General features: G+C 66.1%; 15 protein-coding genes. 6 read left to right on the top strand and 9 right to left on the bottom strand.

The window, feature by feature from the left end:
• Positions 1–38: 38 nt before the first annotated feature.
• From ABIE56_RS03935 to ABIE56_RS03920, 4 genes are all read right to left on the bottom strand, one after another.
• Positions 39–371, bottom strand: a complete 333-nt coding sequence (locus ABIE56_RS03935) for a DUF2946 family protein (protein WP_429242524.1) — start codon at positions 369–371, stop codon at positions 39–41.
• 141 nt (positions 372–512) lie between these two features.
• Complete coding sequence (locus ABIE56_RS03930; protein ID WP_429242523.1) at positions 513–2,123, bottom strand: MFS transporter; 1,611 nt, start codon at positions 2,121–2,123, stop codon at positions 513–515.
• Complete coding sequence (locus ABIE56_RS03925; RefSeq protein ID WP_429242522.1) at positions 2,120–3,547, bottom strand: efflux transporter outer membrane subunit; 1,428 nt, start codon at positions 3,545–3,547, stop codon at positions 2,120–2,122. The genes ABIE56_RS03930 and ABIE56_RS03925 overlap by 4 nt, the downstream gene beginning before the upstream one ends.
• The gene (locus ABIE56_RS03920; protein WP_429242521.1) at positions 3,544–4,530 is read right to left on the bottom strand and encodes an HlyD family secretion protein; all 987 of its coding nucleotides are present in this window, start codon (positions 4,528–4,530) and stop codon (positions 3,544–3,546) included. The genes ABIE56_RS03925 and ABIE56_RS03920 overlap by 4 nt, the downstream gene beginning before the upstream one ends.
• Positions 4,531–4,677: 147 nt before the next feature.
• On the opposite strand from ABIE56_RS03920, the gene modA reads away from it, so the two are divergent.
• The 6 genes from modA to ABIE56_RS03890 all read left to right on the top strand — a co-directional run bounded on the left by modA (position 4,678) and on the right by ABIE56_RS03890 (position 9,432).
• Positions 4,678–5,424 (top strand): molybdate ABC transporter substrate-binding protein, encoded by a 747-nt coding sequence (gene modA / locus ABIE56_RS03915; protein WP_429242520.1) that lies wholly within the window; start codon positions 4,678–4,680, stop codon positions 5,422–5,424.
• A 7-nt stretch (positions 5,425–5,431) separates the two neighbouring features.
• Positions 5,432–6,106 carry a molybdate ABC transporter permease subunit gene (gene modB / locus ABIE56_RS03910; protein WP_429242519.1) on the top strand — a complete coding sequence of 225 codons (675 nt, stop codon included), beginning with the start codon at positions 5,432–5,434 and terminating at the stop codon, positions 6,104–6,106.
• Positions 6,103–6,768 (top strand): ATP-binding cassette domain-containing protein, encoded by a 666-nt coding sequence (locus tag ABIE56_RS03905; RefSeq protein WP_429242518.1) that lies wholly within the window; start codon positions 6,103–6,105, stop codon positions 6,766–6,768. The genes modB and ABIE56_RS03905 overlap by 4 nt, the downstream gene beginning before the upstream one ends.
• Before the next feature lie 61 nt (positions 6,769–6,829).
• Entirely contained in the window at positions 6,830–7,774 is a 945-nt protein-coding gene (locus ABIE56_RS03900) for a lysylphosphatidylglycerol synthase transmembrane domain-containing protein (RefSeq protein WP_429242517.1), read from the top strand.
• Entirely contained in the window at positions 7,771–8,916 is a 1,146-nt protein-coding gene (locus ABIE56_RS03895; RefSeq protein ID WP_429242516.1) for a serine hydrolase domain-containing protein, read from the top strand. Before ABIE56_RS03900 ends, ABIE56_RS03895 begins: the two co-directional genes overlap by 4 nt.
• 39 nt (positions 8,917–8,955) lie before the next feature.
• Positions 8,956–9,432, top strand: a complete 477-nt coding sequence (locus tag ABIE56_RS03890; protein WP_429242515.1) for a T6SS immunity protein Tdi1 domain-containing protein — start codon at positions 8,956–8,958, stop codon at positions 9,430–9,432.
• A gap of 42 nt (positions 9,433–9,474) precedes the next feature.
• Here the strand turns inward: ABIE56_RS03890 and ABIE56_RS03885 are convergent, their stop codons facing one another.
• From ABIE56_RS03885 to ABIE56_RS03865, 5 genes are all read right to left on the bottom strand, one after another.
• Positions 9,475–10,737, bottom strand: a complete 1,263-nt coding sequence (locus tag ABIE56_RS03885) for an RNA polymerase sigma factor (protein WP_429242514.1) — start codon at positions 10,735–10,737, stop codon at positions 9,475–9,477.
• 51 nt (positions 10,738–10,788) lie between these two features.
• Positions 10,789–11,559, bottom strand: coding sequence for a YciI family protein (locus tag ABIE56_RS03880; protein WP_429242513.1), 771 nt, complete (start codon positions 11,557–11,559; stop codon positions 10,789–10,791).
• Positions 11,560–11,571: 12 nt separating this feature from the next.
• Positions 11,572–12,033: a VOC family protein gene (locus ABIE56_RS03875; protein ID WP_429242512.1), complete on the bottom strand. Its 462-nt coding sequence runs from the start codon at positions 12,031–12,033 to the stop codon at positions 11,572–11,574.
• A gap of 27 nt (positions 12,034–12,060) precedes the next feature.
• A complete protein-coding gene (locus tag ABIE56_RS03870) occupies positions 12,061–12,489 on the bottom strand; it encodes a YciI family protein (RefSeq protein WP_429242511.1) in 429 nt (142 codons plus the stop codon).
• Positions 12,490–12,663: 174 nt separating this feature from the next.
• On the bottom strand, positions 12,664–13,716 hold the full coding sequence (locus ABIE56_RS03865) for an HWE histidine kinase domain-containing protein (protein ID WP_429242510.1): 1,053 nt from the start codon (positions 13,714–13,716) through the stop codon (positions 12,664–12,666).
• Positions 13,717–13,994: the final 278 nt, after the last annotated feature.

The raw sequence follows: 13,994 nt of genomic DNA, 5'->3' as shown, positions 1-13,994 counted from the left end.
GTCCGTAGGTCGGTGGCGTACAGCGGGATCGTTGGCGATCAGGCGTGCGCGGCGACCGGCGGACCTCGTGGGTGGGTATGGAATACGGCCCGCGGGCTGAACTCGCGGCCCGGCGCAGCAGGCGTTGGGCTGGCAAGGGAAAGGTGGGGTACCCCGGCGGCGTGGAAGGCACCGGCCAGGCCCGGGCTGTGCGTGAACAGCGTGCAATAGCCGCAGGCGGCGCCGGCATCGTCGTGCCCCCGTGCGCCCTCATCACCATGGTGGTGGGCATCGACGGGTTCACACCATGCTCCCAGCTCGGGGAAGCGCCAGGCATCGACCCGGGAGATCGTAGGGGCGAGCGCCGCGAGCCAGACGGCGATGATCGCCATCCATCCCCACGCACGCTGTCTGACCGCTCTACGACGCACGTGGCGTCCCCTTTTCACAACCCCGGACCCGGGTCCAGAGATGATGTCATGGACCGGGGTGAACGGAATGCGACACGGTGTCGCCCCCCGCCGACCACGGGCTCAGGTGCGCCGGGCAGCCGCCGGATCGGGCAACGGCGGAACGGCCGGTGGCGTGGCAACCGCGGGCGGCTCGCGCAAGCACAACACGATCAGTATGGCGAACGTACCGACGCAACTGGCCAGCAGGAACCCGTCGAGAATCGAGAGGGTGTACGCCTGCCCGCGGATGGCGGTAGCCACCAGGCCGGCGCCGCGCGCTTCCGCCGTACCCGTGCCCTGCGAAAGTTGCCCCACCGCGGTGGCGTAGGCGTTGATGCGCGCTTCGGTGAGTGGCGAGTCGCCCTGCACGTGCTGGCCAATCAGGTTTGAGTGGTACTGCTCGGCCTTGCGGGTAAACGAGATAAGCAGGGACGTACCCAGCTCACCGCCAAACAGCCGTGCGGTCTGGATGATCGCGCCAAACGTGATGCCGTCGGTGGGCCCCACATGGTGCGCGAAGAAATACACGACCGCGGTGAGCTCCAGCGTTTCACCTACCGCCTGCAGCAGCAAGGCCACCTTGAAGTCGCCTTCGGCCCACTCGGAGGTGATGCCGGTGGCCAGGAGGAAGCCTGCCGTGGCGATGGAGAAGCCGACGCCAATGGCGAACCGCGCATCGATCCGGTTGAGCAGCCACGCGACGGTGGGCGCAATGATGAGCTGGGGTAATGCGACCCACAGCAATGCGTTGCCCACCTCGAGCGGGCGAAGGCCGCGCACCTGGATCAGGAAGTTGGCGACCAGCGTATTGCTTGAGGTGACCAGAAAGCGCGTACACAGCACCAGCAGGATACATAGCAGCACGTTGCGCCGGATGAGCAGGCCGAAATCGACGCTGGGCGCGGGCAGCGTGGTTTCATGCAGGAAGAACAGGCCTATCGCCATGATGCCTGCGGCGAGCACGCCCACGATGAACGTCGACGAGAACCAATCCAGCCGGTCGCCCTGGTCAAGCGCGATGTAGATCAGCGTGAAGCCGATCGCACCCGTGACCATGCCGCGGAAATCGCCACCGCGCAGGTAATCCCAATCGATGGGAATGCGGCGCAGGCCAAACCAGTAGAGGAACAGCATGGGAATGGCGACCAGCGTGTTCTGCCAGAAGATCCATGCCCACTGCACGTGCTCGACGTACCAGCCTTCCAGCGAGCTGGCGACGTTGAGGCCGAGGATGATGTTCATCGCGTACGCGGCCAAACCCCATGGCCATAAGGTGCGGGGCAGGCTCAGCAGGATGAACGAGGCGGTGAGCGGTATGAACGTGCCCGAGCCAAGGCCCGCCACACATTGCAGCACGAGCAGGCTGCGCAGATCCGGCGCAAACGGAATCAGGAATTCGGCGACCCCGTACGCGACGCAACCCACAAGCAGTACGCGGCGCGGGCTGAACGCCCGGCCCAGGAAGATCGCCAATGGCCCGATGAACATCTGCGATGCGGCGAACGCGGTAGGGATCCACGCGCCCTCATCGAATCCGGCGCTCACCGCGCCGCGCACATCGGACAGGCCGATCGACGTCAGGCGCGAGGTAAGCGTCGTGGCGATCGCGCCGATAAGAACCGCCACGATCCCGAGCCACGGCAAAGGCGCGGTCGCGGGCGCCTGCGCGGTGGGCGCGACAACGGCGTTCATGGGTTAACCGCAGCGCTGGCCTCGGGTTGCCGTGGCACCGGATCCCCTTCCTTCCAGCCGCCGCCTAGTGCTTTAACCAGCGAGATCGCGGTAAGCAACCGTTGCTGATCGTTCTGGATCGTGGCGCGCTGGCTGGCGAGCGCCTGCCGTTCGGAATCCACGACCTCGAAATAACCCGCAAGCCCGCGATCGTAGCGCGAGCGCGATACCTTGGCCGCGGCCGTCGCCGCATCCACGGTGGCGCTGAGCGCGGCGCCCTGTTCCTGCAGCCATGCGCCATCGCTGAGCGCATCCTGCACTTCGCGGAACGCTTCGATGCCATCCTGGCGCCAACGCGCATAAGCGCCGCGATACGCAGCCTGCGCCGCTTCGAGCCGGGCCTGGTTGCGGCCGCCCTCGAAGATCGGCAGGTGGATCGATGGGCCGATGCCCCACAGGCGGCTATCGCGTGCCGTGAGGTCGCCCAGGCCGTTGCTCGACAGGCCGGCGGAGGCCGTGAGCTGCACGGACGGGAAAAATGCCGTGCGGGCTACGCCGATACGCGCGCTGGCCGCCGCCAGCGCGCGTTCATCGCTGGCGACATCGGGCCGCCGGGTGAGCAGCGTGGAAGGCAGCCCTGCGGGAACGACGGGTACCGTGGGTGTCCATGAGCGGGGTGCGATGTGGAAATCGGGGGCGTCGCGCGCCTCGAGCACCGCCAGCGCGTGCTCCAGGTTGTCGCGGCGGCGGTGTGCATCGGCCAGGTCAGCGCGGGTCTGGGTGAGATCGGCCCGCGCGCGCAGTACATCCAGATCGCCCACCACACCGGCATGGGCACGGCGGTCAGCGAGTTTCAGCGCATCCTCACGCAGGCTCACAGTGCGGCCGAGCACGTCGATATCGCGATCGGCGCTGCGTAGGGAGAAATACGTGGATGCCGTGGTGGCGGACAGACTGAGGCGCAGCGCGGCGATGGTATCGGCGTTGGTTTCCACATCGGCCTGCGCCGCTTCCACACTCCGGCGCACACGACCCCAAAGGTCCACTTCATACGACACATCCACCGGCACGCGGTAGAGCGTCGTTTCCAGGGCGGGAAGGGCGTTCGATACGGTGCCAGAGGTGCGGCCGCGCAGGTACAGGGGGTCCAGCGCCACCTGGGGGAACTCATCCGCGCGCGCCACGCCCAGCAATGCACGGGTCTGGTCATAGCGCGCCAGCGCGCCGGCCAGATCCTGGTTGGCCGCCAGCGTGGCGTCAATGTGCTGATTAAGCTCATCGTCGCCGAACAACGCCCACCAGCGATCGGGTAGTTCGCCCTGCGTGCTGGCGGGGTGTTGCCATGCGGCGGGCGCCTGCCGTTCGGGGCGTTGGTAATCCGGCCCGAGCACGCACCCGCCGAGCGCGCTGGCGCACAGCACGAGCACGGCGTACGCCCGTTTCACTTCGCATCCCCCGCGCGGATCTTCACGATGGTCGAAAGGCCCGGCGGCAGGCGTTCGCGATAGCGGCGCAGGTCGTCATCGCTGAAGAGGATCTTCACAGGGACGCGCTGAACGACCTTGGTGAAGTTGCCGGTAGCGTTATCCGGCGGCAGCAGCGCGAACTGTGACCCCGATGCGGGCGCGATGCTATCGATGTGGCCGATGAAGGTGAGCCCAGGCAACGCATCCACCGTCATGCGGGCCTCCGTGCCGCGCTTCATCCCATGCAACTGGGTTTCCTTGTAGTTGGCGACGACCCACACCTGGTCCGACACGATCGACAATAACGTCTGGCCAGCGGCCACCCGGGCACCCACTTCCACCGTGCGTCGGCCGACATAGCCGTTCACAGGCGCCAGAACCTTGGTATAGCCGTAAGCCAGCTGTGCATCGTGCAGCGATGCCTCGCCGGTGGCGACCTGGGCCTTGGCCGATTCAAGCGCGGCCTCCGCGGCCACCTTCGCGGCATCGGCGCTGGTCTTGTTGGCTTTCGCCGAATCGGAGGCGGCGCGCGCCGCATCGTATTCCTGCTTCGAAATGCCTCGCGGCGTCTCGTTCACCAGTTCACTGGCGCGGGTCAGGTCGAAGCCGGTCTTCCGCACACTGGCATCCGCCGCCACGATGGCCGCTTGCGCCTGGGCAATCTGTGCCTGGGCGCTGGCCACCTGGCCCTTTGCGCGGTTGATATCCGCGCGTGCCTGCTCCACCCGCACGTCAAAGTCGCGGGTATCCAGCTGCAACAGGACATCACCGGCCTTCACGTGCTGGTTGTCATCCACGTACAGGGCGGTGACCGTGCCCGTGACACGTGGCGCCACCGGATGGATGCGCCCGGTCACATAGGCATCCGTGGTCGTTTCGGTGCGATCCAGCCACGCGAAAAGCAGCACGACGAGGGTGCCGATGACCAGCAGGGCACCAATGATGCGTAAGGCGACTTTCATGTGGGCCACAACCCTCGTTCGATCCGGCCACGCTGCCACCCGCGCGAGGGGCTGGCTTGGAGATCCTTGTCCGTTCGAGCCCGCGGTTTCCGTGCCATACGCCCACGCGTATAGTCCTTCACGACCCCACTGCCGGAAACACCCACGATGCGCCTTCGTCCGCTTGTCGCGCTGCTGTTACTGACCGGTGTTTCCACCGTATCCGCTGCCGATCTGGTGGTATCAGCCGCTTCCAGCCTTACCGATGCCTTCCAGGCGGTGGGCAAGGCCTATGAGGCGAAACACCCGGATACTCACGTGATCCTGAATTTCGCCGCCTCGGATGTCCTGCTGCGCCAGATCACCAGTGGCGCACCAGCGGATGTGTTCGCCTCCGCCGACCAGGCGGCCATGGACAAGGCGGCGGCCGCCAAGGCCATCGACCCCGCCACCCGCATGGATTTCGCGTCCAACCGGTTGGTGCTGGTGGTGCCGCATGACAGCAAAGCGACAATCCGTGGGCCGGCTGACCTGAAAGCCGATGGCGTGAAGCGCGTGGCTTACGGCGACCCCGCGTCGGTGCCGGTGGGCCGTTACACCAAGGCGGCGCTCGAGCAGCAGGGCCTATGGGATGCGGTATCGGCCAAGGGCGTGCTGGCGCAGAACGTACGCCAGAGCCTGGACTACGTGGCGCGGGGTGAGGTGGACGCCGGTTTCGTGTTCGCCACGGATGCCGCCATCATGAAGGACAAGGTGAAGGTCGCCGCCACCGTACCCACGCCCAAGCCGATCACTTACCCGATCGCCGTGGTGGCGGGCTCGAAGCAGCCCGCGGATGCCGCCGCGTTTGAAGCCTTCGTGCAGTCGGCCGAGGGGCGCAGCATCCTGGCCGGCTTCGGCTTCGAGGCACCGTAAGCCGCGCGTGGATTCGCTCTGGGTTCCGCTGTTGCTCACCTTGAAGGTCGCCCTGTGGGCGACCGCCATCAACCTTGTGTTGGGCGTGGCGGTGGCATTCGGCCTTTCGCGCTGGCGATCGCATGCACGCGAAGTGGTCGATGCGGTGCTGACCCTGCCGCTGGTGTTGCCGCCGACCGTGCTCGGTTACTACCTGCTGGTGTTGTTGGGCCGCCGCGGGGTGTTCGGTGCATGGCTGGATCGCCTGGGCATCGAACTGGTATTCACCTGGCAAGGCGCGGTCATCGCGTCGACGCTGGTGGCGTTTCCCCTGGTGCAAAAGGCCGCGCGCGCCGCGTTCGAGGCCGTGGATCCCCAACTGGAACATGCCGCCCGCGTACTGGGCTTGCGCGAAGCGGCCGTGTTCTTCCGCGTCTCGCTGCCGCTCGCCGCCCGCGGCATTAGTGCTGGCGCACTGCTGGCGTTCGCGCGCGCCATGGGTGAGTTCGGCGCCACCTTGATGATCGCGGGCAACCTGCCGGGCCGAACGCAGACGCTCTCCGTGGCGATCTATGCCGCGGTCCAGGCCGGTGATGATCACGGAGCGGCAATCATGGTGGCAGTCGTATCGGTCACCTGTGTCATCGCGTTGCTCCTCGCTGGCTGGCTGGCGCCCGATCACCTGCGCAGGAGCCGCCCGTGAGCGTCGATATCTCGATCCGCAAGGCACTGCGTGACGACGATCGCCATTTCGACCTCGATATTGCCTTCGCGTCGGACGCCAGGCGCATCGTGATGTTCGGCCCCTCGGGCGCCGGCAAGAGCCTGACGCTGCGCGCCGTGGCGGGCCTGCTGCTGCCGGACGCCGGCCACGTGCGGGTGGATGGGCACACCCTTTACGACGCCGCAGCGGGCGTCGCGCTGCCGCCGCGGGAGCGCGGCGTGGCCTACGTTTTCCAGGATTATGCCCTTTTCCCGCACCTGACCGTGGCGCAGAACATCGCGTTCTCACTAAATCGTGGCTGGTTCAATCCCGCCAGGCGTGCGCGCGATGCGCGCGTGGCGCGCCTGCTCGACCTGTTCGAGCTCGGCGCCGTGGCCGGCAGCTACCCCGCGCGGATCTCCGGCGGCCAGCGGCAACGTGTGGCCCTGGCCCGGGCCCTGGTGGCCGAACCGCGGCTGGTGCTGCTCGATGAGCCGTTCGCCGCGCTGGATCCGGCGTTGCGGGGGCGCATGCGGGCAGAGCTGCTCGCCTTGCAACAACGGCTCGACCTCCAGTTGCTGGTCATCACCCACGATCCGGCGGATGTCGAGGCCCTTCAGGGGCATACGATCGAAATTCGCGACGGCCACGTCGTGGCATGAACACCTGCCGCGAAGCGGCTCGGCTATCATCGGCCCCCATTGTGTTCGTGCGGACCTGACGTTGAGAGAGCCAAGCCAGACCAGTCGGGGCAAGGTCATCGCCACCCGCGCCCTGAAGTACGGCATCACGCTGGCCATCGTGGGTGCGGCAGCGTTCCTGCTGCACCGCTATATCGCGAAGATGGCCTGGCATGACGTGCGCGATGCGCTCACCCGCATTCCCCACTGGCATGTGATCGGTTCGATTGGCGCGGCACTGACCAGTTGGGCCTGCCTCACGGCCTACGACGTGTTCGCCGTCGAAACCGTGGTGCCGGGCAAGGTATCGATGAAGATGAAGATCTTCTCCGGTGCCACCACCCATGCCATCTGCAACGCGCTGGGTTTCCACGCTATCACCGGCACGGCGTTGCGTTACCGCATGTTGTCCACGCAGGGAGTGCGTGCGGCTGATGTGGCGCGCGTGGTCGGCCTCGTGGGGTTCGCAGTCGGGATGGGGTTTGCGGCGGTCACATGCATCGCGCTCGTGCTGGAGCCCTCCATCGCGAACGAATGGGGTCGCTGGCTGGGCATGGGCCTGGTCGTCGCGTTCGTGCTGCTCCTGCACTGGCTGGCCGGCAAGCACGATGAACTGAAGGTGTGGAAATTCTCCACGCCGGTCCCGTCTGCGCGCTCGGCCGCCGCGCAGATCGTGTTCGGCATCATCGAGATGGTCGGCGCCATCCTGACCATGTACCTGCTGCTACCGCCGGAGATTGCCGGCAGCTTCCTCAATTTCGCGCCAATCTACGTGGGTGCCGTGCTCGCAGGCATCATCAGCAACACGCCGGGCGGTATCGGCGCCTTTGAAGCGCTGACCCTCGCGGCGTTCCCCCAGGAACAGCGCGCGCAGGTGCTCGCCGCGCTACTGGCCTACCGGGTTATCTACGGCTTCGGCCCGTTTATCCTGGCCTCCATCGCGCTTGGCAGTTTTGAAGTTCGCCGACGCGCCCGGAAAATGGCATGAAACGTTTTCTCATCACGGCCTGCCTGGTGCTGGTCACCGGCTGCACGGCGCAGCATGCCCGCCGCACCGATGTGCTGTTCTGGAACCAGGCACAGCGCGAGGCGAACTTCCGCGCGATGGAAATGCAGTACGCCAGCAATGTGGTGAAGCATGGCGTCGCGCATTCCTTGCCGCCGGGCAAGCCCATCGCGCCCGTACTGGACGATGGCACCACGCTCGATGCTTACATGGCCGCTCATCATGTCGCGGGCATCATGGTGCTGCAGGACGGCAAAGTGCGGCTGGAGCGATATGGGCTCGGCGCAGGCGCGAAGACGCGGTGGACCTCGTTCTCGGTCGCCAAGTCGTTCACCTCCACGCTGGTCGGCGCTGCATTGCGCGATGGCAGCATCCAGTCGCTCGATGACAAGGTCGTGCGCTATATCCCTGAGCTGGCGGCGGGCGCATATCGCGATGTGACGGTGCGGCAGCTGCTCACGATGACCTCGGGTGTCCGCTGGAATGAGGACTACAGCGACCCGCATTCGGATGTGGCACAGATGTATGAAGGAAGGCGAGTGCCGGGCGAGCCGCTGCTCGTCACCTACATGGCACCGCTGCCTCGCGAATTCGCACCGGGTGAGCGCTGGGTTTACAAGACCGGCGAAACTGATCTCATCGGCATCCTGGTGAACCGCGCCACGCACAAGACGCTCGCGGCGTATCTATCGGAGAAAGTCTGGAAGCCTTACGGCATGGCGAGCGATGCGCTGTGGCTGAAGGATGATGTTGACGGGACCGAGGCCGGCGGCTCGGGCGTCTCCGCGACGCTGGGCGATTACGCCCGCCTGGGCCAGTTCCTGCTCGATGGCGGCATGGCCGGTGCGCGTGCGGTGCTGGCCGATGGCTGGCTGGCGGATGCGACGAAAAAACATGCGGATATCGGCGTATCGGGCCGTGGCTATGGCTATCAGTGGTGGACCTGGGATAGCGGCGCGTTTGCGGGTATCGGCATCTTCGGCCAGTTGTTGCATGTGGACCCGGCACGGCACCTGGTGGTCGTGCAACTGGCGGCATGGCCTGTCGCCACCGACGATACCCAGGCCAGGGCGCGCGGCGATTTCGTGCGGGCCGTGACCCGGGCCGTCGACGCGGACCGGTAGGCGTTACAATCCGCCTACCCCTCCCCAGGCCACCCCACCATGCCCCTCTCTTGGAAAGAACTCACCTGCACACCTGATAAAGACGCCATCGATGCCCTCGCCACGTCGTGGAGCTGGTGCATTGGCGACGCGTTCACCCCGCTGCTGTTCACCGCGCTGGGCGATATGTTCTATGAGGCGGACGAAGGTGGCGTGTACTGGCTCAATACCGGTACGTCGGAAGTGGAGCGCGTGGCGGATAACGTCGAGGCATTCAACCAGCTGCTGCGCGAAGAGATCGCCGATGAATGGCTGCTCCCGCCGCTGATCGAAGCACTGATCGAAGCAGGCAAGGTGTGCGCCGAAGGCGAGTGCTATACCTACGTGACGCTACCCGTGTTCGCCGAAGGCGAATACACCGTGGAAAACTTCAACCCGGTACCGGCACGCGAACATTTCGAACTGACCGGTTCAGTCCTGCAGCAGCTGCAGGATGTCCCCGACGGCACCAACGTCAATATCGATATCACGCACTAGTTCAAAAAAAGAAATCATCTTCGAATCTCACCGTACCGAGAGCTATTCCCGTGCGCAGGCCCCCGCCCGGGACTCGAGGAGGCGCCGCTCACGCTCGTTGCGGGTCATGCTGGCCGCCTGCAGGAAGGCTTCGCGGGCGGCGCTGAACCGGCCGAGGCGGAATAGCAGGTCGCCGCGTACGCTGGGCAGGAGGTGGTAATCCTTCAGGGATGGCTCGTCGCTCAACGCATCGACGATAGCGAGCGCGGGCGCGGGGCCATCGGCCATGGATACGGCCACGGCGCGGTTGAGTTCGACCACCGGTGACGGCATGACGTCGACGAGCTCCGCGTAGAGGCTGGCGATGCGCTGCCAGTCGGTGTCCTCGCCGCGTGGCGCACGGGCATGGCACGCGGCGATCGCAGCTTGCAGGGCGTAGGGGCCGCGCGCGCCGCCGAGCTTTTCTGCGCGATCCAGCGCGGCCAGGCCACGATGGATCAGCAGGCGATCCCAGCGGGCACGATCCTGCTCCATCAGCAGGATGGGTTCGCCGTTCGCCCGCGTGCGTGCGCCCGATCGGGAGGCCTGGATTTCCATCAAGGCGACCAGGCCATGCACTTCGGCCTCGCGGGGCATCAGCTCTGCGAGAATACGGCCAAGGCGCAGTGCCTCGTCGCATAGGCCCGGACGCATCCAGTCCTCGCCCGCCGTCGCGGCATACCCCTCGTTGAAGATGAGATACACGACACGCAGCACGGCGACGAGGCGGTCCTTGAGTTCGCCGCCGCGTGGTACTTCGTAAACCACGGCTTCGCCCGCCAGCGTTCGCTTGGCGCGCACGATGCGCTGCGCCACGGTGGCTTCGGGGACGAGGAAGGCGCGCGCGATTTCATCAGTCGCCAGGCCGCCCAAAAGGCGCAGCGTCAATGCCACCTGCGCTTCCACCGACAGCGCCGGATGACAGGCGGTGAAGATCAACCGCAGCATGTCATCGCCGATATCGTCGTCGAGCGCATCGATCAGTGCATTGTCGTGCGATTCCAGCAGGCCTTCCATGTCCTGGCCCAGCGCCTCGAGCTTGCGGCCAGCCATGCGCTCGCGGCGGATACGGTCCACCGCGCGATGCTTGGCGGCCTGGGTCAGCCAGGCACCCGGGTTGCGTGGCACGCCATCGCGTGGCCACTGCTCAAGGGCCGACACCAGCGCATCCTGGGCCAGCTCCTCGGCAAGGTCGAGATCGCGCACCATGCGGGCGATGGTGGCGATGAGCCGGGGCGATTCGATCTTCCAGATCGCATCGATGGCGCGATGGGTTGGGTCGGTCATGGCGACGGATGACACCATCCGCCGCCATGGCAGGCAAGCCGCGCTGCCGCATTACGCCAGTGGCGCGAGCAGCTCCTTCATCGTGTACAGCGGGCGGATCTCGAGCCGTGCGTCATCGCCGTCGGGGAACGGGTAGGAGCGGGCCCACGCGATGACATCATCCAGGCTATCGACGCGCAGCACCCAGAACCCCGCGACCATCTCCTTGATCTCGGCGAATGGGCCGTCGAACACCTGGGGCTGGCCCTTGCTGAAGCGCACGCGCCTGGCGTGCCGGCTGGAGGAAAGCCCATTCCCGGCGATGAGGTAGCCCGCCTCGTAGCCGGCGCGGTTGGCCTCGGCCATCTTTCCGAGGATCTCCGGGCCCGGATTCCAGTCGGTTTCGCTACGCTCGTTCGCCTTGAGCATCACCATGTAGCGCGGCCGGTCCGAGTCATCTTCGGCTGGATCGCCGAAGTTGCTGAGGCCACCGGGGCAGCCCACGGGGCGGATCTCGATCTCCGCGTTGCCGTTGGCATCCTCGGCCGGCCAGCCCTTCACCCAGTCCACGGCCGCTTCCATGGAATCGGCCTCGATGATGCTGAAGCCGGCGACGAGCTCCTTCGCCTCGGCGAAGGGGCCATCCACCACGACCGGCGTGCGGCCATCGCGAAAGCTGACGCGAACGCCTTCGCGGCTGGGCTTGAGCCCTTCACCGGCCAGGAACCGGCCTTCGGAGGCCAGCACATCACAATACTCGGCCATCGCGTCGAGCAGGGGCTGCGTGACAGGTGCGCCGGCCTCGGTCTCGGCATCGGCCTTGCGGACGATCAGGAATCGCATGGGCAACCCTCCTTACGGGCCTTTCTTCTCGCCACCGTTCACCATCCACGATACGCCGAAGGCGTCGTCGAGCATGCCGAAACGCTCAGCCCAGAAGGTCTCGCCAATCGGCATGGTGACCGTGCCCTTCTCGGAAAGCGCCGCAAAGACTTTTTCGGCCTCAGCCGGGGTATCGAAACCGAGCGCGATGGTGCAGCCCTCGACCTTGCCGCTGTGCTTGAACACTGGCGGTGTATCGGAACCCATGAGGATGGCATCGCCGACCTGCAGGCGGATATGCATGATCTTCTCGCCCATGGCCTTGATCTCCTCGGGCGAAGGACCACAGCCCTCGTTGTTTGCCGCGCCCTCCGGCGGTGGCGGCATATCCTTGAAGCGGCTCGTCATGATGATTTGCCCGCCCAGGGCCTTCTCGTAGAACGCAAAGGCTTCCTCGCAGTTGTCCTTGAAATGAAGGTACGGAGTGATGTTCATGGCGTGATCCTTGAGTGCTGGGTGGGGTTACTGACGGGCGGCGATCTCGGCGCGCATGCGTTCTTCCTGCGCGCGGGCCTCGGGGGTGAACTCGGCACCGAAATCCTCAGCCTCGAAGATCCGGCGGATCTCGATTTCGGAGGTTCCGTTTTCGAAGGGGTTGGGGCAGCGCTTCATCCACTCGAGCGCCTCATCCAGCGAGCGCACCTGGATAAGCCAGAAGCCGGCGATGAGCTCGCGGGTCTCGGTGAACGGGCCATCGATGACCTCACGGCGGTCACCGCTGAAGCGGATACGCGCGCCATCCTTGCTGGGGCGCAGGCCTTCGCCGGCCAGCAGGACGCCGGCCCGCACGAGTTCCTCGTTGAAGTTGCCCATGGCGGTAATCAACGCTTCGCTGGGCATGATGCCCGCCTCGGATTCCTGGGTCGCGCGAACCATGACGATGAATCGCATCTGCCTTCTCCTTGCCATTGGCCAGAACCGTTCCTGGCCTTCATGGGTACGTCGAACGGCATCCGGGCCGATCGACATGGCAGCGGAAAATTTTTTCGCGCCGCCAGCCAGGGTTTTAGCTCACCCACCCGACAGCATGCAGCAGAGGATTCTCAAAGCATGAGCGACGAAGGCTCAGGCGTCGGCGAACCGATCAGGCGGGCCGGTCACACCGGCCTTGCGCCAGGCCAGGGTTGACCCGGTCCGTGCCTCGGCCTCGAACACGCAGTGGACGCCCTCGGGGGCGAAGGTCACCTCCGCGCTGCCCCCAGCCTGGGTGGCGAGCACCCGCTCGATGAAACGTGTGCCGAACCCGCGCTGGACGGGCTGCTCCACGGCGGGGCCCCCCGCCTCCTGCCACTCCAGGCGCACCGTGTGGCGTTCGGGCACGTAACCCCAGTGCAGCGCCACGGTCCCGCCCGGTACTGACAAGGCGCCGTACTTGATGGCGTTGGTCAGGAGCTCATGCAGGGCCATGGCGACCGATACCGCCGGCTCGGGGCGCAGCATCAGGGCCGGGCCGTCCATCCGCACGCGCGTACCGTCCGGGTCGTGGGGTGCAACCGTGGCCTCGATGATGCCGCGCAGGGCCACCTCCTCCCAGGCGCGTGACACGAGCAGATCGTGGGCCCCGGCCAGGGCGCGAAGGCGGCTTTCGAACAGGCCCAGCGATTGCTCCACGGGGCGCTCCCCGCGAAAGCTCTGGATGGCAATGGCCTGGACGACGGCCAGGGTGTTCTTCACCCGGTGGTTGAGTTCATTGATGAGGATGCGCTGGGCACGCTGGGCATCGCGGTGGGCCGTCACGTCAACACAACTGCCCCAGTAGCCAGCGAAGTGGCCATCCCGGTAGAACGGCGACCCGTTATCGAGCATCCAGCAGTACTCACCATCGCGTCGGCGCAGGCGGTACTCCATGGAAAACGGCTCACGGGCATCGAACGCGCCGGTATAGACGGCCAGGCAGGCTTCCATGTCTTCGGGGTGCACGCACTCGGCCCAGCCGTTGCCTACTTCCTCTTCCATGGTGCGCCCGGTGTAATCCAGCCAGGGCTTGTTGAACCAGTCGCAGAGCTTGTCTACGCCGGAACGCCAGATCATGACTGGCGCGAAATCGGCCAGCTCCCGGAACTCGCGATCCGAGGTGGCGATGGCCCGCTGGAACGGGCTGGTGGCGTACTCGCTCATCGATATTCACCGTCGCGGTCCGCGCGTCGCCTCCTGATCCCTCGGCGCGGGACATCCATGGTGGTCCGCGCGATCCATCGCGCCGGGACCCTTCGCCGACGAGGCGCCGAAGTGAGCCCACCATAACGCGTTTATCACGCCGCGTGCATGGCGCCCTGCCGTGGCGTGAGGCCGGTCACGCAGGGACAGATACGTAAGCGTTTTCAGAATTGCCGTATTGCATTGAGGCGTTGCCTGCGGACGGCCCGAACCGGGCCGTCGATATGTCAGAATCCTGC

Source organism: Luteibacter sp. 621 (assembly GCF_050435445.1).
In the GTDB taxonomy this organism is placed as follows: Bacteria; Pseudomonadota; Gammaproteobacteria; order Xanthomonadales; family Rhodanobacteraceae; genus Luteibacter.
This window is presented reverse-complemented; position numbering and strand designations above follow the sequence as displayed.

What these genes read in the sequence shown, in the direction of transcription:
- ABIE56_RS03930 (WP_429242523.1), bottom strand. Translation starts at nt 2,123, where the DNA reads ATGAACGCCGTTGTCGCGCCCACCGCGCAGGCGCCCGCGACCGCGCCT.
- ABIE56_RS03865 (WP_429242510.1), bottom strand. Translation starts at nt 13,716, where the DNA reads ATGAGCGAGTACGCCACCAGCCCGTTCCAGCGGGCCATCGCCACCTCG.
- ABIE56_RS03870 (WP_429242511.1), bottom strand. Translation starts at nt 12,489, where the DNA reads ATGCGATTCATCGTCATGGTTCGCGCGACCCAGGAATCCGAGGCGGGC.
- ABIE56_RS03935 (WP_429242524.1), bottom strand. Translation starts at nt 371, where the DNA reads ATGGCGATCATCGCCGTCTGGCTCGCGGCGCTCGCCCCTACGATCTCC.
- ABIE56_RS03880 (WP_429242513.1), bottom strand. Translation starts at nt 11,559, where the DNA reads ATGCGATTCCTGATCGTCCGCAAGGCCGATGCCGAGACCGAGGCCGGC.
- ABIE56_RS03895 (WP_429242516.1), top strand. Translation starts at nt 7,771, where the DNA reads ATGAAACGTTTTCTCATCACGGCCTGCCTGGTGCTGGTCACCGGCTGC.
- ABIE56_RS03875 (WP_429242512.1), bottom strand. Translation starts at nt 12,033, where the DNA reads ATGAACATCACTCCGTACCTTCATTTCAAGGACAACTGCGAGGAAGCC.
- modA (WP_429242520.1), top strand. Translation starts at nt 4,678, where the DNA reads ATGCGCCTTCGTCCGCTTGTCGCGCTGCTGTTACTGACCGGTGTTTCC.
- ABIE56_RS03885 (WP_429242514.1), bottom strand. Translation starts at nt 10,737, where the DNA reads ATGACCGACCCAACCCATCGCGCCATCGATGCGATCTGGAAGATCGAA.
- ABIE56_RS03890 (WP_429242515.1), top strand. Translation starts at nt 8,956, where the DNA reads ATGCCCCTCTCTTGGAAAGAACTCACCTGCACACCTGATAAAGACGCC.
- ABIE56_RS03920 (WP_429242521.1), bottom strand. Translation starts at nt 4,530, where the DNA reads ATGAAAGTCGCCTTACGCATCATTGGTGCCCTGCTGGTCATCGGCACC.